Here is a 23,415-nt window from a genome sequence, read left to right as displayed (position 1 = left end):
TCCTATATCACTACGGGTCGTCTTCACGCGTTGAGAATTGCGCCGCCATCCACCACTATGTCTTGCATTGTCACGTGGCTGGCTAAATCTGATGCTAGGAACACGACGACGTTCGCGACTTCCTCAGGTTGGGCTATCTTTCCTAGCGGGATACCCAGTTTGAATTGCGAAGGAAATCCCGCAATAGTACGCTGCTCGGCATCTTTGCTGTGCCACAGAGAGCGCTGCATCTGCGTATCGGTTGATCCCGGCGATACCAGATTGCAGCGTATCCCATAGGGGGCAAGCTCTAGCGCAACACAATTGGCTAGACTGCTCAGTGCGGCTTTAGAGGCACAGTAGGCTGTCATATGTTGACGGGGAACATGGGCGGCATTCGAGCTGACCGTCACCACGGCACCATGACGTTGCTGTTTAAAAACAGGGATCAGCTGTTGGAATAAGTAAAAAGCACCGGAAGCATTTACATTAAGGCAGGTATGCCAATCGTCTTCGGTCAGTTCCTCGGTTTTTCCCATGCGTAGGGTACCCGCCACATTGGCGAGCACATCGATCACCGGTACATCTGATAAGATGCGCTTAGCAACCGCTTTAACCTGGTCTGGATGAGCAATATCCACATGATAAGTTGCAAACGGGTACGTTGTGCCCTCGTCGCACCCAGCCCCAAAGTCTTTATCCAAGCCAATCACCTGAGCACCCAGTTGATGGAAATGTATAGCTACCGCGTACCCAATGCCACGAGCCGCCCCCGTTACCCAAACCACTTTGCTGTCAAATTGACCACTGGAGGTCACTGCTGTTTGCTGCTTCACGGCCTTCACCACACCATCTCCACTTCGTCTTCACTCTGCTGCTGCATCTCATCGAGATAGCGACAAAATTCATTCAAAACGGGGCGATCAAATACATCGGACACCTTGATACTGACACCAAATTCGGCGCCTAGACGGTTAACAATTTGAATGGTCTGCAGTGACTGCCCGCCTAATTCAAAAAAGTTATCCTGCGACTGAATCAGGCTGACCCCGAGGATCTGCTGCCAGATTGCACCGACTCGGCTTTCAGTCTCACTCGCTAACACCGATTCAACACTGTCCCCCTCATAACTGGCCAGCAAGGCATTGCGATCAATTTTGTTATTGAGGGTTTTCGGCAAGTTGGCAAAGAAACGAAAATCGGTCGGTATCATCGCCGGTGGAAGACTCGACTGCAGCGCGGTTTTAATCGCCAGTGCATCTTCATTCTGACAACCCTTCCCAGCGACAAATGCCACCAAACGACGGAGGCCATTATCAAATACCATCCCCTGTACACAGGCTTCTTCCACGCCATCAAGCGCAAGGAGGTGGGATTCAACTTCGCCCGGCTGAATGCGATAACCACTGATTTTGAACTCGTTATCAATGCGACCTAGGTAAATCAGCTGGCCATCAATGAGTGTCACTCGATCACCGGTACGGTATGCACGGCGCTCAACCCCGCCCACGAGTATGCGGATAAAAGCAGGGTGCGCTTGGCCGAGGTAGCCATCCGCAAGTGTATCGCCTAGGATCACCAGCTCGCCTGTGGTTGTCGGGCGCAACTGATCATCAAGCACCAATACGTCGATGCCGGACAAAGGCAGACCGATAGGTAATTGACCATGACGACCATCAACGTCTTGCAACTCACTACACGTTGCAACCACGGTCGTTTCTGTCGGGCCGTAGGTATTGAATAGACGGATGCGGTTGGTCAACCCTGCCTCTTCGACGGCTGTCTTCCACTGGACTAACGGCTCGGGATAAACCGCTTCACCACCGATGATCACGCCTTTCAGCGTATTCGGTAATGTCGCAGTGCTAGCTCGTAGACTCACCACCCACTCATTCCAGAACGCTGTCGGCAAATCCAGCACAGTGACCCGCTCAGCGGTGATCGCATCAGAAAAACTCGCCATTGACTCAAGCATGGCATCAGTGCGGAGCACAAGTGTGGCACCTTGTCCCAGCGTCACGAAGATTTCTTCGATGCTGGCATCAAAATGGAAAGGCGCAAACTGCAGGACGCGATCGATCGCCGCGATGTCATAACGCTTAGCTGCCGCTGCGACGAAATGATTCATCGCCGAATGACTAACCACCACGCCTTTCGGCTGTCCGGTCGAACCAGACGTGAACATGATATAAGCTGGGTCAGCAGCCTCGACAACCGGTAGTGCGACAGGTTCGCTATGCAGACGCCCCGCTAATTGAACAGTAACAGGCAAGGCCGATAAGGAGTGTTGATACTGCGCTTCGGTAATCAGCATACGGATCGCCGCCTGATCGACAATCAGGTGCTGACGCTCAATCGGCTGCTCTGGATCGAGCGGCACGTATACAGCACCACTGAACATGACTCCTAACACTGTGGTGATACAAGACAGCGATCGGCTTAGTGCCACTCCAACTCGCTCTCCTGATTGCACACCTTGTGCCCGTAAAGCGCTAGCGATCGTGTCTGCCTTATTGACCAGACTCTCATAGGTCAACACTACTCCATCCTGTTCCACGGCGATGGCATCTGGTTGCTGCGCTGCATGACGGCGAATCTGATTCAGTACAGACTCCGCAGGGGTGTGAGTTCGTGCGTCATTTTCTCCTGATATAACAGCATCTTGCCGCGCCTGCGCATGTAAGCTTGCCAGTACACAGCTCGTCGTTTGTGTCGGCGATGCAAGCCAGTGTGTCAGTAAGCTCATCAGTTCTTGTTGCAACTCAGCGAGGTCACCTTTGTCATACACTGCAGGGTTGGCATCAATGTCTACTTCTGGCACGCCTTCTGACTTACTGTGCAATTCAATAGTCAGATCTTCTACTGGCCCAGCACTTAGATTTAGCGTGCTAGCCGCTACGTTGCCATAATGCAAAGGATGATCGAACGGCATGATATTCACCAAGGCACCAAACAATCGCTGGCCGCCACCGACCCGGTTCAGGTCCCGACGAAGGTCTTCGTAGCGATAGTGCTGAAAGCGACGCATCTTCTTTTTGTGCGCCGCAACCTTTTTGGCAACGTCTAGCAAATCATCGTCAGCGACGACATCGACCACCAGCGGTACGATGTTCATTTGCATACAAGGAACCGTCAACGATTTTGAACCTAAACGGTTCATCACCATCATCCCCAGTACAACTTGTTCGTTGTCGCTGTAATGACGCAGGTGCGTACAAAGTGCAGCGAGAAATAAATCCACCCAAGTTAATTGATGATGCTCAGCGAGGCTCTGGCATTGTTGCCATAGCGTGTCATTGAACGTACAACTCTCTCGATGAAATTGAGCAGAAATCGGCGCGATATCATGGCGGTAAGAAGACGGCGCCACATTTTTAGCAAGGGTGTCGAGCCAAAACTGACGGGCTTTGTCATAAGCGCCGGAGTCTCGGCGTTGCTGGTCTTCATCCAGCACAGCCTGAAACGAACCGAAAGGCGATGGTGTGGGTGCTCTCTCCTCCATTAACTGAGAGTAAATCTCGGCGATACGTTGAAAGATAAGCGTCGTGCCGAAACCATCTAGCGCAATGTGATGAACACAGTGATACAGATAGTCTTGGTGTTCCCCATGAAGTAACGTAAAGCGGCACGGCAACTGGTGCGCCAAATCAAACGCCTGCTTCATATCTTGGGTTGCCCAACGGCGCACTGTTGCCATTTCAGTATCTTGTTCGCAGGAGGCTGTAAGGTGAACGCGTTCAAATACCACTGGTTCAGATGTAGCAACCCGATAGGGTTGTTCATTCTCACTACGGTAGTAGCAAGAGAGGCATTCACTCTCCGCCACTGCTTGTCGTGCGGCACTCGCTAATAGGTCTGCATCGACTTTTCCGTCAAAAACGATACATTCGGCTGTGTTAAACAGCGCTTTATCTTCATTAAGAGTGTGCCCAAGCCATAACCCATGTTGAGCCGTATTTAGCGGTGTCATACTTGTCCCTCCATATTCACTTGATTTCGTGCTTGCTCCAGTAACATCCACCAGTGATTGAAGGTTGGCGTCTCCGCCAGTTGGACAAAATTGATCTCAACGCCGTGCTTGCGCCATTCGGTGATCAACGCCATGATTTGCACAGAGTCTAAGCCGTAATCGATCAGGTTCTCATCCGGGTCAAACGCGTCTTCCTCTTCGTCGGCCAGTTTCGCGATGCGGGCGAGTAAACCACCGTGAGTGAGCACATCAGGCAACGCGTGCGGCTCGGCTTTCGCCACCTGACCTATCACCGAAGCCGTTGACATCACCATACCTGCTCGTCCTGCCACGTACTTGAGTGTCATTTGATGCTCTTCGAGTGAAAAGTCAGCAATGGCATCACCGATCATGAAGGGTTTAATATCGCGCATAAAAGCGTCCACTGCCGTCATCAGGCAACCAATATGACCATAAATCCCCCCAATCAATAACTGGTCACGTCCTAGTTCGTTGAGCGTATGCTCCAAAGGTGAACGCTGAAACGCCGAGTAACGCCATTTGTCGAGAACAATATCTCCCTCTTCTGGTGCTAACGCCTCAACGACTTGTTGCAGTTCTGGCGATTTGTTAAGACCTGGCCCCCACATATCATTGAGTAGCGCTCTATCTGCCAGGTTCTGCTCTTTGGGTTGAGCCGTGTAGATCACTGGAATACCGTGAGATTTGCAGAAGTATTTTAAGGCCACCAAATTATCGAGCAGCGTTTGCATCAGCGCGCTATCGCGCTCATAAAAGCTCACAAAATAAGTTTGCATATCGTGGATCAAAAACGCCGCTTTCGCTGGCTCAAACGTCCAGGACACCTTGTTGGTTGGAAAGGCCTCGACGGCAGGCATGGTATAAGTCGGTAATGCAGGAATAGTCATGATAAAACGTCCTTTTCGGGCTGAGGCTGTGACTGTTTTTTTAGTAGGTTGGCAATCCGCTGACGCAGCGCTTTTTTGTCAATTTTTCCGACAGGGGTCATAGGTAAGGCATCGACTTTTTCGATCCGATCAGGGAGTTTATAGTCAGCGATACCACGCATGCGCAGGTGTTTTCGGATCGTAAGAGGTTTTAGCTTCGGGTTAGTCGTCACGATAAATGCACAACTTTTCTCTCCCATGACGCTATCAGGCATGGCAACCAACGCAGCCTGCGTGATCTCCGGCACCGCCAGCAGCTGGTTTTCGACCTCTTCGGCCGCCACCTTTTCGCCACCACGATTAATCTGGTCTTTGTCGCGGCCCACCACCATCAAGTAACCGTCTTCGGTCATCACGACGACATCACCAGAGCGGTAAAACCCATCCTTATCAAATGCAACGCGATTATGTTCTGGGCTGTTGTAATAGCCCCGGAAGGTATATGGCCCACGAGTGAGCAAGGCACCCGGAGTTCCTCTCGGCACATCGTCGCCGTTTTCATCAACGATCCGTATTTCATCACCGTCGCTGATGGGACGCCCTTGGGTATGAAGAACATGCCACTCACTGTCTTCAAACCGCGTATAGTTCACTAGGCCTTCGGCCATACCGAACACCTGCTGTAGATGACATCCCAACTCAGGATAAATGCGACGGGCAAGGCTCTCACCAAGATGCGCGCCACCAACCTGCAGCCATTGCAGACTACTAAGCGCCGAGCGATCATCTGCCGCGGCTTGCAACCACAAGGTAACAGCAGAGGGCACCAACGCAGCCATGGTAATCTGATGAGATTGAATCAATGGAAAACAGGTCATTGGACTGGGCTCTGCCGCCAAAACCACGGTTCCCCCTGCATAAAACACACCCAGCGCGCCAGGAGAGCTTAAGGTGTAATTGTGTGGTGCAGGCAATGCACACAAATAAACCGTATCGCTGTCTAAGCGACAAATTTCTGCACTGGCGCGGACACTGTAGTAGTAGTCATTATGCGTTCGGGGGATCAGTTTTGGGGTACCGGTACTGCCGCCAGACAACTGGAAAAAGGCAACGTCAGAGGCATTCAGCTCTGGCCAAGAGACGGCTTTTTTCGCCTGACTACTGAACGCATGACAAGGCATCAAGGTACCCGCAATGGCTGCGGCGAGCGAATAGCCAAAGTCCGCATCGCCATCAACCAAGCAGAACTTGAGTGATGTCACCTGCTCACTCAAGGTTTGAGCAAACGTACTTTGCCTGAATAAGTGGTGGCCTGAAGAAACGATCGCCAGCGTCGGTCTGATTTGCTCAGCATAGACAGTGAGTTCATGCTGGTTGTGACTGAATAGCGCATTCACTGGCACCACGCCCAATTTCATGAGGGCAAAAAAGGTAATATAAAACTCAGCGACATTAGGTAGGTGCACCAACGCCGTGTCGCCAGGTTGTACACCAAGCTGCAACAGGGAGGCAGCCAGCCGCTCAGCATCGTGCTCAAGCTGACGGTACGTCCAGCTTCGTTCGCCACAAATCAACGCTAGGTGGTCAGTAGGGTTCTGTTGGTGACGCGTTAAGATGTCTGTCATCGGCACATCTGTCCAATAGCCTTTCTGGCGATAATGCTCAGCAAGCTCAGGCGGCCATGAGGTGAAGGCGATACTCATGCAGCCCCCTTCTCACCTAATCCGAACGCATTGAGCATCGTACCTAACTTGGCTTCGGTTTCCGCCCATTCCGCCTGCGGACAAGAGGCATCTACAATCCCCGCTCCTGCAAATAAGCGAACAGAGTTCTCACGTACCTTTCCACAACGGATCGTGACCGCCCACTCGCCATTCCCTTGAGAATCACACCAACCCACCATGCCGGTGAACATGCCACGTTCGTAGCCTTCCAGCTCTTTGATCGCATCGCGTGATAACGTGAAGGGGAAACCACAAACAGCCGGAGTTGGGTGTAGTAGGCACGCTAACTGCAGGACGTTATAGTTCGACGGCTTACCCTGTTCATCACCCAAACCATTAAGTTGCCCTTCGATGCGTGTCGACAAATGCCACATAGTCGGGGTAGAAATCAGCGATGGACCAGTAGGTACGTCTAGCTCGCGACAATACGGTGTCAGCTGTTGAGCGATTTCTTCAATGACCAGACGGTGTTCATATCTGTCTTTTACCGATTTCAGCAGAGCATCACTCACCTGTCGATCGGCATCCGTATTACCCTGACGCTTCGCTGAACCAGCTAATGGGTTCGATAAAATAGACGTCCCTTGCTGCCGAATCAGAAGCTCAGGACTAGCGCCGAGTAAAACCGATTGGTCTTGCTGTGGAATGGCAAAATGGAAGCCAGTAGGATTTTTTTTTATCAAACGTGAAAGCACATCATCAGCGGAGATGGCATCACTTAACTCTAGGTTCAGTACCCGAGATAACACGGCTTTTTCTAATTCAGTGCGCTGAAACTTTTTTACGGCCTCTGCAACCGCATGTTTAAACAACGATTCATCGGGTTCACTACGTTTAGCCAATATCTGTAAAGGCTCACGTGCGAGTATTCCATTGGGTTCGGGCATTGCCGCGTTGTGCTCCGTCACCTCAACAGATTCAGGAATATAGAGACAAGACGGTTCAGATACATCAAACGGAATCGACCCCATTAAAATCGGATTTTCGACGCCTTTAGATTTTTCGTCCGCGAATGCTTGTTGTATTTTTTGCTGGAACGCGCTCTGGCGTTGCTCACCATAGATAGCGGGTGTCGTAATCGTTTGGCTAATTCCCTTTCCACTGACCGTTTTGTATTCCGATGAGAAAAAAAGATCTCTGTCGGGTGAGAATACGGGGGTCGATCCTAGCCTCTCACGTTGGGTATGTTGCATGTCACAACTCCATTTACACAATAGCCTGTTTTTGTTGCATTTAATTGCAAACTGACAGGCTTAGTATTAACTCGGTAGGTTTAGTTGTTATAAGGTGACATCACATTGCTTTTGTGTACGAAAAGGAGCCAACCTGTGTTGGCTCCTTTGGCATCAGGTGGTCCTGATGAATGTTGTTATCAGAAGTCGTATGAAACGCCAGCATAGACGCTGCGTGCTTTCATGATGTAATCCAGGTCTATCGCGGTCTCATCTCGCTCTTCGTTAGTAAGGTTGGTGACCCCCAGCTTCAAGTTCAGGCCATCTACAGGTTGATAGCGAGCCCCTAGATCCAGCGTGCCATAAGCATCTAGCTTCACCACATCCGACCCATTTTTTGCGTATTGAGAGCCTGTGTATTGGTATGACGTGTAAGCATAAAGGTTGTCTCTCGCCTGCCAGTCGAGTTGAACATTAGCCACATGGGCGGGCGTATTGAGCAGATCGGTCTGCGTGCTTTTATCTTCTGCATCGCTGTAGGTATAATTCACCGATACACTGACCGTGTCGGTAATGTCGGCCCATAGCGATGTTTCTACCCCTTTGATCTCGGCCTCGTCGACGTTGAAGTAGCTCAACTCAGTTTTGACGCGATCCCACGTTTCCGCCTCAATCATGTCATCAATGTCATTTTCGAACACGGTTAACCCGGCGCCCCAGTGAGCAGTTTCATAGCTGGTTCCCAGCTCATAGCTCCGTGAGGTCTCTGCCTCTAGATCCGGGTTACCAACCACATGGCATTTACCCCGACACGCTAGCACCGAGTAAGAATCACTGTACTGATTCAGGCCGGGCGCTTTAAAGGCTTCCCCGACACCACCTTTAATTACCCAGTTGTCAGTGATCGTATAAACCGCATAAGCACGCGGGCTAAACTCACCGCCGTACACCTCGTGATCGTCATAACGCGCACTCAGAGTCAGTGCCAAGTCGCCTAGCGAAATTTCATCTTGCAGGTAAATCGCCGCCTGACTGTAGTGCACAGAATCGGTCGTCAGCGTCAGGTTATTTTCCAGTTTAGTATCACGAAATTCGCCGCCGCCCGTGAGAAGGTGATCGCCTAAATAACCAGAAAGCTGGGCATCAATAGTGTTATTGGTTTGCTCGATATCACCGACTGCACTATTCAGCTCTGAATCATCTCGCAATTCAGAATGGTCGAGGTTATAACGCACTCGAGAGTTCATCGCCTCCCAGTAACCGTAATGGGTCAATGCCAGGTTGTAACGCTCCATTTCCTGCACATTGTTTACGGCGTTACCCCAGTTGTTCCAATCCGCATCACGGTCATCTGTGTTGTAGTTAAGATCAAGCTCGATATCCTGCTGATCATTCACCAGCCATGTCAGGTTGGAGTACAAGCTCAACTCATCACGTTCCTCCAGCACATCCGTATCTGGGTTAACGGATTGGTTTGACCGCCACGCATCACGATCACTTTTTTCAATGATCAGGTTCCCCAATAAGGTGTCAGGAACTAGGGCGCCACTGACGTAGCCATTCATTTTATGAGTATTACCACCAGAGCCCTCAGTAATGCCATCAAACTGGTAACCCAAAGAGCCCTGCGTTTCTTCTGTGGGTTTGCGAAGAATCACATTCACTACGCCCCCTAACGCATCGGCACCATACAAAGATGACATAGGGCCACGGGTTACCTCGATACGCTCGACCGCTGACATCGGAATGCTGGACAGATCAAAATCGTTACCGTAAGAGCTAAGGAGTCCATCTCGAGAGTTAATCCGACGACCGTTGATTAGCAGCAGGGTATAATCTGAATCCAATCCACGGATTTTGATCTCATTCCGCCCGTATGTTGTGCCCGCGTTGATGTGAATACCCGGCAGTTTTTCAATCGCTTCAGCAACATCATTGACTACAAGGTTATCCAAGTCTTCGCGAGTAATATACGAGACAGAAGCCGGCGCTGTGAGCTCCGGATGCTCTGTCTGACTCGCCGTCACCACCATCACTTCATTAACGTCGTTATTGGCCGTGTCTGCCATTACCGTAAATGAAGAAACCATACCTACTACACATAAAGCCTGATTCAGGCGAGTCAACTTAAACACGCTATCTCCTTGTCCATCAAAAATTAACCACTCCATATAAATGGTGGTGCAAATGATAATGATTTCTATTTTACGCTCAATCCCAACCGCAGACAATTGATAATCTTTTTTATTATTATTTGCGTTTGATCATGAAAATTTGCGTAGATATTCACAATGCAAAACGACCAAGCCGGTAAGACGAGCGAAAAACGTACAGGTAAAGGGTGAAAACGGAGTGGGATGGCTCCGGGAATTAACCCGGAACTTGTTGTGAAGCTTGAGACTGTTTAAGTGATGGGATAAACCAGCAAACAAGCAGAGGAACCGCGAGCGCACTAATGATAGTCATTGTGGCAAGTTTATCGAGCCCTACTAATTGATTCGCAGACCCTGAAACAAGATAGATGGAACTGACAATCCCTGCACTACCAGCGGCCAAATTAGACACTGTTGATTGATACGTCATGAAGGCGGCACGGTATTGTGGTGGTGGTACCCTTGATGTAAACGCTGCCAGGACCGCACTACGCGCCGAACTCGATGCCATCAAAATCATAAAAATCAGATAGACCCACTTATCCGTGCTATCGCTGATAAATCCATAATAAACCACCATAGCGACAATCACGCTTAAGCCAAATAACACCGGTTGCCCTGAGCCTTTGTCCATCATTCTGCCGCTGTAACGCATCGCTAAAATGCTCATCACCCCACCCAAGAGGTAAAGGTAACTGATCTCGTTCCGCGGGAAATCAAGGTTAAACTGGAAATACGCCGACAAGTTTGGCACCAATAGAAAATGCCCAAAGAGTGTCAACCCCATCATCGCCATCGCGAGTACAAACGGCGTGGAGCCGATCATTTTAGATAGTCCTGCCGAACGCATTGTTGGACTTGTCATCGCGCTTGCCTGTGGGACCAGTGATGGCATATAGATCCTGACGGCGACCGCCAATATTACTCCCATACCACCAAAGAAAAAGAACGTCATCTGCCAACCCATCCACTGCGCCAACATCAAAGAAGCTGGCACAATGATGATCGCCGCCAGAGAAAATCCACTGGCAACGAAGGCCATCGCCCTACCTCGCTCCGCCACGTTAGTTACATCAAGGACAGATGCCATAATTAAGCCGCTAAGAGGGCCGGAGAAACAGCCTGCGGCAATAAAAATAAGTAACAACTGTTTCGGCTCTGTCGCTAATCCACACAAGGCAATCAGGACAGAACGAAGTAGGAGAAACAGTGTCAACGCGGCTCGTCGATCATAACGGTCTAATACCGGTGCGAGAAAAAAACCAATGATTGCGGAGCCAAACGTCGCACCGCCACTGATGTATCCGATGTGCTCACCTTTTAAGCCAATATCTCGGACTAAATCGGGACCCAACGGCATCACCATCATCAAGGTTCCAACAGAGAGCATGTTAATAAACAGCGCAAGCCTTAAAACTGGCTTCGCATTCAGCGTGTTACTATCCATGGACACAACCTATCTAAAAAAATCGATTGTAACCGCCCGATAACACAAACTCAATAAATGATAATTATTATCATATGAAATATTCAGAACGCGTAAAGGTAAGCACTCGTTCATCCATCCTAGAGTAATACACCTTTCCCTGCAGACCGGGCAATAAGGTGTCAGAAAGCTTTGTATTCAGCTCAAAGTACAACCATTGGTCGTCCATCCGCAAAAAGGCGACATCTAAAAAGTCAAAATAGCGTTTAACTTGAGGGTACAAGGCTTTAAAAATGCTCTCTTTGGCCGAAAAAAACAGAGTCATCAACCCACTTAAATTTTGTACATTGCTGGGTAGCGCCGCCAGCTCCTTTTCGGTAACGACCACACCCTTCATCTCCGATAGCCTATCCACATCAATCAATGACTCAATATCGATACCGACGCCTTCATGCTCATTGCTCTGAGGCGTCATCGCACATATGGCTAACGAATCATTGTGACTGATGCTTCCCGTCCATGCTGATGGCCAAACCGGTGCGCGGCTGTCACCGATAGCTATCTCAATCGGCATCACTCCCAGACTCATTTGTACTTTTTTTGCCAGATAACGACCCGCCAAAAACTCCGCTTGCCGCTTACACACTGCCCGACGAATCGCCTCGGGCATCTCAATACCAAGCTTGGCAAATAGCATTGGGGAATAATGCTGTACATCAAACTGAACCATTAATACTGACGTGTCAGGATCAGGCAAGGCCACAGGGCACAGTGACTGTATGAAAGCGAATTGCGTCATATCTTATAAACGAGAATTAATGAGAATGGCTATCATTGTCATTGATGAGGGTTCATCATACAAGTCTGCTGATTCCAGTCCATAATGGTTATTGTAGGCTGATCGGAGCGTGCCTAATTAACGCGACTATGCTTGCCACAACCGAAGGGAGAGACTATTCCTATCCGGCTCAATGGCGCTAGAAAAAACTCAGTAAAAAGCTGATCACCATAGGGACAACAATCGATACTTGTGCCCACACGAGCTTTGTCGCTTTTCCGACATTCAAGATAGTAACTGTTAATAACCAAACACCCGCCGCAGCGTAACCAAGAAGGGCCTCCAAGCGATCATAGTGCTGCAAGCGAAACAGGTACTCATCAAGATGATTACCTGCCGCTGTCGATATATTTTGTAGCTCACCACTCGCCATGCCCCGGTAGTAGTAAGAAAAGCCAATCAGCACGAGTTGGGTGACCAGTAAAATGACTGAGAGCGCTTTCACCTTTCTGATACTGAGCGATGCTATAACCATTTGTACATCACATAACTGTCAACCAACCCCAATTGCGAATGCTTGTACGCTCGAGGGATGGTACCAACAATCGAAAAGCCGAGTTTCTGCCAAAGCGTTACCGCCACCTCGTTGGTCGAGACCACACTATTAAACTGCATGGCTTGAAACCCAAACGCGATCGCCCTCTCCTGTGAATGCTCATATAAAAGGCGTGCGATGCCTCTTCCTCTCGCCTCGTTGGCCACCATATAACCACAATTACAGATATGGCGACTTGGGCCCATTCCATTAGATTTGAGGTAGTAAATACCCAAAACTACATCATTTTCTACCAATGCATAGGCTTCCAGTGTTGATTCACACCAAAGCGAAAAAGCCTCTTGCTGCGTCATGTCAGGATCCAACGCATAGGTTTCTTCTGCCTTAATAATGGCTGAGAATGTTGGCCAAAACGACGCAAAGTCAGGTCGGGTAATTTCTCTGATCATGGCTCCCCCTTAAAGGCCTATTCAGTTGGCTCAGCCGATAGCATCGACTCATGATGGTGCATTTATACCATCTTATCCAAGATATTAATAAAAAAGCTTTTTTTTATTAAACGAACAAGGATAGAGATAAAATTCATGCTTGCCGCCTCCAAGTCAGAACATTGCAGATGTGATCTAAACACACTTTTACTTCCCCCTATTCACTCCCTCTTGTAGACTACGCGCGCGTTGACTATCTACTGATAAGAAAATTGATATATGCCTGCAATTACACCGGCCTTTAAAGTGATAGACGGTTTCTCACTCTGTGCCAGCGACACAGAGCGCCTTGATATATTTTTTACCTATCTTCGTGAAGGTGAACCCGAGCTGGCAGAGCTGCGTCTTGAACAACTTGTCTTAGCCTTAGCCAACTCCCCTTCTCAAGCAGCATTATTCGCCAACAGCGTGTGCAATGAGGCAAAGAAAATAAAACTGTCACCCGCATTTGTGCAATTGGGGATCTTTTCTAAAAACGGGCTCGTCACCGAAATTTTTCGCCGCCTTTACAATAAAGTCAATCCGCCGCCAAAACGCTGCAACGATATCAATGACTTGCTCAGTTACTTTGTCGGTGGTGAAGACAAAGCGTGGGTTAAAACCATTTCCCATAAATGTTGGTTTAAGCTTTATTGTCTGTTGGTGAAAAACGCGCCTACAGAGGCTATTCGCACAACAGGCGCTTATATCAAAAGCGAGCTTTGTTATTCGCTAGAAATGCTATCTATCTGGATTGCGGCAGAAGAGCTAGACCCTGAGCTACTTCGCATAGACCGCCGTTTGAGTGAAATCGACTCACCGTTCATTGCGCTTCAACGTGAAACCAGCCACTTGGTCGCGGCTATCAAGGCCAACGACATATCTGGCCAAGACACAGCCCATTTTTGGGTAATGATTGAACAATGCCAACAACAGGTAAAACGGATCCGCGCACGCGGCATCAGCCAAATGGGTTTCTCCGCACACGCTTCGCATATGCTCGAGCGCCTTGATCAAACGTTGAACCGCATGGTGCTGCTGATTCAAATCTTAGATTTTCGCCATCCTCACCAAAAAGCGCGTTGTGTGCTTAACCTATGGCGCCAACTACTGACCTCAGTGACCGAGCGCAATAGTGTGCGAGCCATTTACCGCAAAAGCACTCGCACCTTTGCGCAAAGTGTCACCCAAAACAAAAGTAACCACGGCGAGCACTACATTGCCAAGACCAAAAAGGATTATTTTAAAATCCTGCGCGGGGCCTGTGGTGCTGGGGTGATTATTTCGCTACTAGCGTGGGTAAAAATGTATATTGAGAGCCTGCAACTCGCCCCTCTCAATAACGCCCTACTGGTGAGCCTAAACTATGGCGTCGGCTTTATGCTCGTACACATTTTGCACTTTACCATTGCCACCAAGCAGCCCGCGATGACTGCAGCAAACTTTGCTGCGCACGTAGAGAAAAACAAACAAGGACGGACACGCAGTAAAAAACTCGCGCGCCTGTTAATAAATGTAAACCGCTCTCAATGGTTTGCAGTGTGGGGAAACATTACTGCAGCCATCACTGTGAGCATCTTAGTAAGCCTGCTTTTTAGCCACTTTTATCACAGCCCATTACTGAGTAGCGAACAAGCGGCTTATCAAAAAGCAGCCATCCATCCACTTAGTGGTTTGGCTTGGCTCTATGCTGGCATCGCCGGTGTGTGGCTGTTTTTATCTGGCATCATCACCGGCATTTTAGATAACCGAGCGGATTATATTGAGCTAAAAGATCGATTAGTCGCCCATCGGTTGTTTCGGGTCATCCCCTCTAAACACCGTGAGAAAGCGGCTTTTTACATTCACGAAAACTATGGCGCACTGGGTGGTAACTTTATTTTTGGTGTCTTATTGGGCATGACGAGTTATTTGGGCTACCTGATTGAGGTCCCCCTAGATATACGCCACGTGGCGTTCTCATCTGCGCACGTGGCATACGCACATATTAGTGATTTCCAGTCATGGGGGACAGTATTATCCAGCCTATTCTTTGTGTTAATGATCGGCTTTATTAACCTTTGGGTCAGCTTTGGTCTCGCATTATTCGTTGCGCTGCGCTCGCGTAACTGTGAGTTGGATATGAAGTCGGTAAGAACCGCGGTACTGACACAAATCAAGCAGCATCCCTCTAGCCTATTTTGGCCTAAAGACCCAGCGCCTATGGCCAAACCGCAAGGTGCAGGTCAACGCCGTGCGCCATAAAACCTAACGTGTTTGTCGCTGGCCAACGGATGGCCAGTGAGCGTTAATGACTAAAGCGTCTCTTTTGGCCCACTTGGGCTGGCGCTGTTTCAACGCACCAATCCGCTTCACCTTGGCGCAATACCCGTCACAATGTGAGCAGGGTTCACATTTTTGCAGACAGGTTTATTCATTAATAATGCGGTCAATCTCTCATAAATAAATAGTCATTTATTCTGTAAAGAATTATGGTCATTAATTAATAATTAACCAGCATAACTGTCAGATAAACTAGTCACGATACGTTTTCTACCTCATTGACGTTTGAAACACACCGATAGCGTAATTTATTGTTTACACTGTTAATTGTAACGAGCTTGTAAATGAATCTATTGATAGGCCACGTTAAAGATGCGAACCGACATGTTCGTCTTCCTATTGTGCAGTTGGGAAGAAAGGAATCTTTCAACAACAATTAGGGCAATAAAATGAAACTCTCTAAATTGACATGGCTTATCGCCTCTAGCGTTGTCGCTAGCACACCGGCACTGAGTGCAGAACTGATTAACGTCACTGATGATGCAATGCTAAGTCAGGTCTTAGACCAACCTGCAGGTGTTTATGCGCCATCAGGTTCACAAGCCAACCCACTAGGGTTTAAAGAAGTGAAGCGTGTCACCTTGCCAAACGGCAAAGTCAAAGTGCGTTACCAGCAAACCTATCAAGGTGTGCCCGTTATTGACACGGCTGTCGTCGCGACAGAAAAACAAGGTCAACGTAGCGACGTCTACGGTACCATGGCACAAGGTGTCGCGAACGATATCACCTCTATCTCACCCGCGCTCAATAGCCAAGCGGCCTTAGAAACCGCTAAGGCTGCTTTCACGCAGAACCAACAAACCATTACCTCTGCCCCATTTGAAAACGAGAACACTCGCTTGGTGGTCAAGCTGGATGATGAGCAGAAGGCGCAGCTCGTCTACATCGTTGATTTCTTTATCGCTGGTGACGACCCAAGCCGTCCTTTTTATATGATTGATGCCGACACTGGTGAGATCTTGAAGCACTGGGATGGTATTAATCATGCGACTGCCGTTGGAACAGGCCCTGGTGGGAACGAAAAAACGGGCCAATATATTTATGGCACGGACTATGATGGCTTCCCTATCGACAAAACCGGCACCACGTGTACGTTAGAAAACGACAAAGTGAAAACGGTCGATCTAGAGAACGGTACCACAGGCAGCACTGCCTTCACCTACCCGTGTACAGATAGCAGTAACTACAACGACGAAAGATATGTTAACGGCGCTTACTCTGCACTGAACGATGCGCACTATTTCGGTAACGTTGTTTTTGACATGTACCAAGATTGGATGAACACCGCACCTCTGACTTTCCAGCTCACTATGCGCGTCCACTACGGCAACGACTATGAGAATGCATTCTGGAATGGTAGCTCAATGACATTCGGGGATGGCAAATCAACGTTCTACCCACTGGTCGATATCAACGTGAGTGCCCACGAGGTCAGCCACGGCTTTACTGAGCAAAACTCTGGTCTCATCTATGCAGACATGTCGGGCGGGATCAATGAGGCGTTTTCTGATATTGCCGGTGAAGCTGCAGAATACTACATGCATGATGAAGTCGATTGGGTGGTCGGTGCCGACATCTTTAAAGGCACTGGTGGTCTGCGCTATTTTGACCAACCTTCACGCGATGGCAAATCAATTGATGACGCCAGCCAGTACCGTGATGGCATGAATGTGCACTATTCAAGCGGCGTATATAACCGTGCTTTCTACCTCCTCGCTAACAAAGCAAACTGGGATGTTCGCAAAGGCTTCGAAGTATTCACCACCGCGAACCAACTGTACTGGACCGCCAGCAGCACATTTGACCAAGGTGCGTGCGGCGTAGTGAAAGCCACGCAAGACTTGGCTTACAATGCGCAAGACGTTATCGATGCATTTAATACCGTAGGCGTCGATGCAAGTTGTGGTGACAACGGTGGAAACGTGCTTCAGCCCAACCAGCCGGTTACCGGTTTAAGTGGTGGCAGCGGCAGTGAAACCTTTTTTACGTTCACAGTTGATAGCAGCCGTAACGTGAATGTGGCAATGAGCGGTGGCACGGGTGATGCCGACCTTTATGTAAAAGCGGGCAGCAAACCCACTACTAACAACTGGGACTGTCGTCCTTATGACTATGGCAACGATGAGACCTGTCGTATCAGTGCAAAAGAAGGTACCGAGTACCATGTAATGGTACGTGGCTACCGTAGCTACTCTAACGTCAGCCTTGAGCGTGATTAATCGCTCACTAACAAGCCGCTGTTTAAAGCAGCGGCTTTTTTGTCTAAATCAAAGACAAAAACGGCCAGGTTTATAGACAAAGCCAGAAATCCCCCCTGTATTTCCGGCTAGTCATCGTCTTCTCTTCTGTTGGCCCGACCAGAAAATTGTTTATTTTCATCACATTATGACAATAAAAAACGCATATTTTTCGACAAATAAACGATCACTGCACCCACCTATTTTTATCTCGTCTACGCTTAAGAGAATTATGGATAAATTGGAGGCATTATGCTCAAGCATCTGTTCGCCATCGTTTTCTCGGCCCTTCTTCTAGCAACACCAGCTCGAGCCGATGTTCTCACCATGCCATCGCTCGAATGGCCGCCTTATTCTGGCAAAAATTTGCCTGATCAGGGCGCATCCGTTGCGGTTGTGCGTGCAGCCGTACAAGCCATGGGGCACGAACTTAACGTCGAATTTTACCCGTGGTCGCGCACTGTGTATTTGGTAAAGAATGATGCGCAGTACGCTGGCTATTTCCCAGAATATCACTACGAAACAGACGAACTGATCTTCTCTGACCCCATAGGCACAGGCCCGCTCGGGTTCGTTGAAAACGTCAATAAGCCTATCGAGTGGTCAACCCTTGATGATCTTACTCAACATACCATTGGTGTGGTGCGTGGCTATGTCAACACACCAGAACTAGATGAGCGCATTGCGAATGGCACACTCAAGTCGTCTGCGGTCACCAGTGACACACAAAATTTACAAAAAGTAGGACGTGAACGTATCCCGCTAGCCGTCGTGGATGCCAATGTGCTGGACTATCTCAAAGAGAATGACCCTGCTCTCAGTGCCGTTAAAGCCAATCTACAAATGAACAAAAAACTCTTGGTTGATAAAAAACTCTACATTGCGTTTGCCGACAATGCCGAAGGGCAAAAATGGCGTGACATCGTCAACCAAGGACTAAAGAAAATCAATATTGAACAGATAATGAAAGAACACCTGGGTGAATAATGAACACTCGAGGGGAAAGTGGCCGCAGTCAGGTCGCATGACAATGTAAATGGAAGAGTAGCGCTATGTTTAAGAGTCTAAAAGCAATATTTGTCACTCAAGTGGTTATTGCTGTTTCTGTGGTATTAGGGATATCAAGTTATATTGATTATCAAAATACCAAACAGGAACTGAATAGCGCGCTTGAGACCACAGTGGAAAATGCCACCAATCGTATGAATCTCAGTTTGCCCAAAGCCATTTGGGACTTCGACCTGGAAGCGGCCAAACTCTCGATTTCTGCCGAATTAAAAGCACCCGATATCAAAGCGGTGCGAATACTGGATAATCAAGGGTCTGCCATCGTCTTTCTGCGCCTCGGGCCACCCAATGACGAAGGGCAACGCCAGCCGAAAGACATTGGCGACGGCGAAAAATCGATGTACGAGTCCATGCCCAACGAAGAAAGTGAGCTTTCATTTACCGAGTATGGTGAAACCAACAAAGTGGGGACACTTCAGGTATTCTACAATACCGACAGGCTAGAGGCGGAGTTATCCGAGACCCTCACTCGAAGCCTCATTGAGCTGCTAGTGCTCGATCTTGTGATCATCGTATTCTTAATTTTGGCCTTAACTGCCACCGTCGTTAAACCGCTCAACGATTTAACTGGGCGCGTCCGAGAACTCGCCAGTGGTGATGGCGATCTCTCTACCGTTATACCAGCACCGAAATACAAAGAATTCGCCCAGATCACCGAGCATATTAACCACTTCACCGCTTCGTTACGTGAAATCGTCAATGAAGTGACTCAAGCATCTATCAATCTCGCTGAAGTTTCGGCAGAGAGTGGGCAAATGGCGCGCACGAATGCGGAACGCTTGGAGCAACAGAAACAAAGCCTCTCTACCGTTGCTGCCGCCGCCACGCAGATGAATCAATCCATTGCCACCGTTGCGGATACGGCGAACGATGCCGCCACACGTGCAGCGGGGGCCACTGATCTGGTTAACCAAGTGTACGGCACCATTGAGAGTTCAGCCTCTGAAATCATCAATATGCGTTCAGAGATGGAGAACGTGAATGCTGAAATGCATAAACTGCTTGAGGAAGGCGAGAAAATTTCAGATGTCGTGAACGTCATCAATGATATCTCTGAACAAACCAACCTCTTGGCGCTGAACGCTGCGATTGAGGCGGCGCGTGCGGGTGAACAAGGCCGAGGCTTTGCGGTGGTGGCTGACGAAGTACGTAGTCTTTCAGTCAAAACCAGTGAGTCCACCGAGCAAATTCAATCCAACATCAAGTCGTTGAGTGAAGCGACTGAGTCGGTAGAAAAAGAGATAAAACGCATTGGTAGTATCTTAGAAAACACCGCCGGTCGTGTCTCTGAGTCACAAGAGTCTGTCAGTCAGGTACGCGAGACCATCACGGATATTTCCGAGCGTAGTGGACAAATCTCGCAAGCCACTGACGAGCAACGTCAAGCCATTGATGAAGTGAGTCAAGCAATCAATGAAGCCTCAGAAGCAACCAATTACGTGACTGAAGGTGCACAAGAAAACGCAGCACGCACCGACAAAGTGCTCACTCTAAGTGAAGACATCAAAGCACAAATGGGGAAATTTAAAACGTAATCAAAGGAATAATAACAAGGAGAGAACATGAAAAAGCTGTTTACCGTTAGCTTGGCAATACTATTACTGGTACCTAGTGCGATGGCAAGAACGCTGACAGCGGCTCAGGATCCGTGGCCACCCTTTGTGACTACAGATCCCGATCGGCCGGGGATTTCTGTCGAGCTTGTCAAAGCTGCGATGGCCACCCAAGGCTATGAAGTCGAGTTTAAAAACATGCCATGGGCTCGCGCCCTCGATGCTGTCAGCAAAGGGAATATCGACTTGCTTCCCGCCACTTGGCACACTGAAGCACGCACTGAGTTCCTACGTTACAGCAACCCTTATATGAGCAATCAGCTAACGTTTATTAAACGTGCAGATGACGTTTTTCAGTTCTCGAGTTTAAATGACTTACAGGGAAAAGTGGTTGGTATTGTGCGCGATTACGGCTACGGTGATGCGTTTTTGGAGGCGACGCATTTTGATAAACCTGCTGCCAATAACCTAGCAACCAATTTGAAAAAGCTGCTCGCCGATCGTATTGACCTGACCTTGGAAGACAAGGTCGTCGCCCAATCAGTGATGCAGGAAGAGGGGCTTGATAGCAACCAGTTTGCCTTTACTGACCAGGCGCTCTCAACCAACCCTTTACATGTCACGAGTGGCAAAGCCAACCCCGATAGCCAGATGTTTATCAATGCCTACAATAAAGGGCTTAATACGATAAAAGCAGATGGTACATTTGAAAAAATCCTGAAAAAATATGGCATAAACTGATCGCATACAGAAATATTGAGTATGCTTAAGGGGAAGAGAATGGTTCTTTTCCCCTTTTTTAGCTTGGAGCAATATGGTTTTACCTCGCCACCTTAAAACTTGGTTTATCCTTTTCACGCTCGCGTACCTAGGTGCTGCAGTAGGCGTGACGGCTCTCATTGGCGACACTATCGTCAACCGAGTCATCCAAGAAGAGCAAGAGGACATTAATCGTAAAGCCTCCTTGATACGGTCCCGGATTGAGGCGGCGATATATCACGATACCTATGTCGCTGATAGCTTAGCGACCGTGGTCACCATTGATCCGGAATTCGCCATGGCCAATTGGGACAGTGTGGCGCAAAAACTCCTAGACAAGGCAGATTATGTCCGCAATGTGGGTTTAGCGCCCGATAATATTATCAGTCATGTGTATCCTCTCGAAGGGAACCAAGCTGCCATCGGATTAGACTTTCGCTCTCGTCCAGACCAGTACCGTGCGGTATTAAAAGCGCGAAATCTTGGCGACGTTTACATCGCCGGACCCGTTAACCTCGTTCAAGGTGGTCAAGCGATCATTGCACGGTTTCCTATCTTCTCCTCCCCGACAGATACGTCGAACTACTGGGGAGGAGTCAGTGTTGTCATTGACCATATCAAGATGCTCGGTGAAGTCGGATTATACGATCTCAGTGGCGCCAATGTAGCCATCAAAAACAGTGAAACACTGGCTTACTTTTATGGCTCCCAATCGACATTTGTCAATGCCGACTTTACAGTCCCGATTTCTTTACCTAGCGGCGAATGGTCTCTCGCCGTCGAATACACACTTAAACGCTCGCCCGAAATCATGCGCCTAGGTATTATGATTTACGTGATCAGCTCGGGCATATTTATCGTTATTTATGGCCTGATATTACTTTTCTATCGCAGTTTTCTTATCGCGAAAAAACAAGCACTCGTCGACGAGTTAACCCAACTTCCTAACCGGCGGTTCGCGATCGAAAAACTTGATTCGCTCACACAAGAGAAAAAAGAGTCCTTCGCGCTGCTCAATATCGACTTAAATGATTTTAAGAAGGTTAACGACGCATACGGTCATGAAGCTGGCGATGCATTGCTTAGCCATGTAGCCTCAGCGCTAGAGCAAAGCACCCGCTCATCAGACTTGGTCGCAAGAATGGGCGGTGACGAGTTTATTGTTGTATTGCGAGATGTACACCCTAGCGATGTCAACAAAGTGCTAAAAAGCCTAAAAGAAACGGTCGAGGCCTCCGCATGTCGATGGCAGCGCTATCATATCTACCCATCGCTCAGTATTGGCTGTGCCCTCTTTAACCATCGGTCCCCTCGTGATTTAGATGAACTGATGGCCTCGGCAGATCAAGATATGTACAAAGCAAAATCAGAGAAAAACACATCCGGACTATCCATTAACGCCATCGGTTGATTGAAAGAGAGCACAAGCCATTTTTCATGCTATAGACTGGGTTTACACCCAACTATTAAAACGACTGTCTGTTGGTCTTTCTACTACAATATTTATCAACAATAAAAAAAGAGGTGACGCATCACCTCTTTTTTTATTTTTTAATAACCATTTATTTAATATAAGTATCGAGAATAGACTGTAATTCACCGGCGTTACGCATTGACTCAAACCCGGCATCCAGCGTGGCTTTTATTTCCATGGCTTCTGGATGCTCACGCGAGATCATCATGTGGAACTTATCCCCACTGTTGCCCGGAATAGGCTCAGCTTTCATACCACCGGCGAGATAATCAGTTCCTTGGGAAACTTTAAATCCAGCCAATATTTCGTAACGCGCCAAGAAGACATCACAGCGTCCTGCTTCCGTTTTTTGCACGAGCTGTTCGAAACTTTTTGCTGATTTTCTGACTTTACTGTCGTCAACACCAAAACCGGTATAATTATAGCCAAGTAAGCCACACATTCTTAGGCCGTTTAAATCGTCCACTGAGTTTATATTCAAACCATTAGGATGTTGGCTTGTCGAATAAATATAGCTAGGCTGTAACGTATAGTAATAATCAGTAAGAAGATAATTTTTATCCCGTTCTTCGCTGTACGAAGCACTGAGGGCGATATCATAGTTGCCGGCGTTCGTTTGCAGTACACAACGCTTCCAAGGAGGCATTTCTACTGAGACATCAACGCCCTCTTCACCGAAAACAGCATTCAGAACATCAACATCATACCCTTGCACTTGTCCGCCTTTTTCAAAGGTATATGGCGGCCAACCAGCACCGTCCCCACAGGCTTTGAGTGATGATGTCTCTAAAGCGAGCGCTGGCCCGGATAGTAGGGAGCCAGTGAGTGCTGTCGCGGCGATTGCGGTTGCAGAAAGTGTCGCTATTTTCATAGTGAACTCCTTTTAGGAA

General features: G+C 48.5%; 17 protein-coding genes. 6 read left to right on the top strand and 11 right to left on the bottom strand.

Annotation, left to right across the window (positions count from 1 at the left end):
- Positions 1-23: 23 nt before the first annotated feature.
- From dhbA to WN56_RS15145, 10 genes are all read right to left on the bottom strand, one after another.
- A complete protein-coding gene (gene dhbA / locus WN56_RS15190) occupies positions 24-815 on the bottom strand; it encodes a 2,3-dihydro-2,3-dihydroxybenzoate dehydrogenase (protein ID WP_231637462.1) in 792 nt (263 codons plus the stop codon).
- A gap of 5 nt (positions 816-820) precedes the next feature.
- Complete coding sequence (locus tag WN56_RS15185) at positions 821-3,949, bottom strand: non-ribosomal peptide synthetase (protein WP_046075791.1); 3,129 nt, start codon at positions 3,947-3,949, stop codon at positions 821-823.
- A complete protein-coding gene (locus WN56_RS15180) occupies positions 3,946-4,857 on the bottom strand; it encodes an isochorismatase family protein (protein ID WP_046075790.1) in 912 nt (303 codons plus the stop codon). Before WN56_RS15180 ends, WN56_RS15185 begins: the two co-directional genes overlap by 4 nt.
- Positions 4,854-6,539, bottom strand: coding sequence for a (2,3-dihydroxybenzoyl)adenylate synthase (locus WN56_RS15175; RefSeq protein ID WP_046075789.1), 1,686 nt, complete (start codon positions 6,537-6,539; stop codon positions 4,854-4,856). Before WN56_RS15175 ends, WN56_RS15180 begins: the two co-directional genes overlap by 4 nt.
- Positions 6,536-7,753 (bottom strand): isochorismate synthase MenF, encoded by a 1,218-nt coding sequence (locus WN56_RS15170; RefSeq protein WP_046075788.1) that lies wholly within the window; start codon positions 7,751-7,753, stop codon positions 6,536-6,538. The genes WN56_RS15175 and WN56_RS15170 overlap by 4 nt, the downstream gene beginning before the upstream one ends.
- A 179-nt stretch (positions 7,754-7,932) precedes the next feature.
- Entirely contained in the window at positions 7,933-9,867 is a 1,935-nt protein-coding gene (locus tag WN56_RS15165; RefSeq protein ID WP_231637460.1) for a TonB-dependent receptor domain-containing protein, read from the bottom strand.
- A gap of 235 nt (positions 9,868-10,102) precedes the next feature.
- Positions 10,103-11,332 carry an MFS transporter gene (locus WN56_RS15160; protein ID WP_046075787.1) on the bottom strand — a complete coding sequence of 410 codons (1,230 nt, stop codon included), beginning with the start codon at positions 11,330-11,332 and terminating at the stop codon, positions 10,103-10,105.
- 70 nt (positions 11,333-11,402) lie between these two features.
- Positions 11,403-12,110, bottom strand: a complete 708-nt coding sequence (locus WN56_RS15155) for a 4'-phosphopantetheinyl transferase (RefSeq protein ID WP_046075786.1) — start codon at positions 12,108-12,110, stop codon at positions 11,403-11,405.
- Between the two features lie 178 nt (positions 12,111-12,288).
- Positions 12,289-12,624, bottom strand: coding sequence for a hypothetical protein (locus WN56_RS15150; protein WP_046075785.1), 336 nt, complete (start codon positions 12,622-12,624; stop codon positions 12,289-12,291).
- Positions 12,615-13,094, bottom strand: coding sequence for a GNAT family N-acetyltransferase (locus WN56_RS15145; RefSeq protein WP_046075784.1), 480 nt, complete (start codon positions 13,092-13,094; stop codon positions 12,615-12,617). The genes WN56_RS15150 and WN56_RS15145 overlap by 10 nt, the downstream gene beginning before the upstream one ends.
- A 258-nt stretch (positions 13,095-13,352) precedes the next feature.
- On the opposite strand from WN56_RS15145, the gene WN56_RS15140 reads away from it, so the two are divergent.
- The 6 genes from WN56_RS15140 to WN56_RS15115 all read left to right on the top strand — a co-directional run bounded on the left by WN56_RS15140 (position 13,353) and on the right by WN56_RS15115 (position 22,462).
- Entirely contained in the window at positions 13,353-15,356 is a 2,004-nt protein-coding gene (locus tag WN56_RS15140; RefSeq protein WP_052708126.1) for a hypothetical protein, read from the top strand.
- A 467-nt stretch (positions 15,357-15,823) separates the two neighbouring features.
- Positions 15,824-17,653 (top strand): M4 family metallopeptidase, encoded by a 1,830-nt coding sequence (locus WN56_RS15135; protein ID WP_046075783.1) that lies wholly within the window; start codon positions 15,824-15,826, stop codon positions 17,651-17,653.
- A gap of 270 nt (positions 17,654-17,923) precedes the next feature.
- Positions 17,924-18,658 carry an ABC transporter substrate-binding protein gene (locus tag WN56_RS15130; RefSeq protein ID WP_046075782.1) on the top strand — a complete coding sequence of 245 codons (735 nt, stop codon included), beginning with the start codon at positions 17,924-17,926 and terminating at the stop codon, positions 18,656-18,658.
- A 65-nt stretch (positions 18,659-18,723) separates the two neighbouring features.
- Complete coding sequence (locus tag WN56_RS15125) at positions 18,724-20,274, top strand: methyl-accepting chemotaxis protein (protein ID WP_046075781.1); 1,551 nt, start codon at positions 18,724-18,726, stop codon at positions 20,272-20,274.
- Between the two features lie 27 nt (positions 20,275-20,301).
- On the top strand, positions 20,302-21,033 hold the full coding sequence (locus tag WN56_RS15120) for an ABC transporter substrate-binding protein (RefSeq protein ID WP_046075780.1): 732 nt from the start codon (positions 20,302-20,304) through the stop codon (positions 21,031-21,033).
- Positions 21,034-21,106: 73 nt separating this feature from the next.
- Entirely contained in the window at positions 21,107-22,462 is a 1,356-nt protein-coding gene (locus tag WN56_RS15115; RefSeq protein ID WP_046075779.1) for a diguanylate cyclase domain-containing protein, read from the top strand.
- Positions 22,463-22,613: 151 nt separating this feature from the next.
- On the opposite strand, the gene WN56_RS15110 is transcribed toward WN56_RS15115, so the two are convergent.
- Positions 22,614-23,396, bottom strand: coding sequence for an ABC transporter substrate-binding protein (locus tag WN56_RS15110; protein WP_052708125.1), 783 nt, complete (start codon positions 23,394-23,396; stop codon positions 22,614-22,616).
- Positions 23,397-23,415 lie beyond the last annotated feature (19 nt).

This window comes from Salinivibrio sp. KP-1, assembly GCF_000968645.1.
Taxonomy (GTDB): domain Bacteria; phylum Pseudomonadota; class Gammaproteobacteria; order Enterobacterales; family Vibrionaceae; genus Salinivibrio; species Salinivibrio siamensis.
Note: the sequence above shows the minus strand (reverse complement) of the source record. Positions and strands in the feature narration are given on the sequence as shown.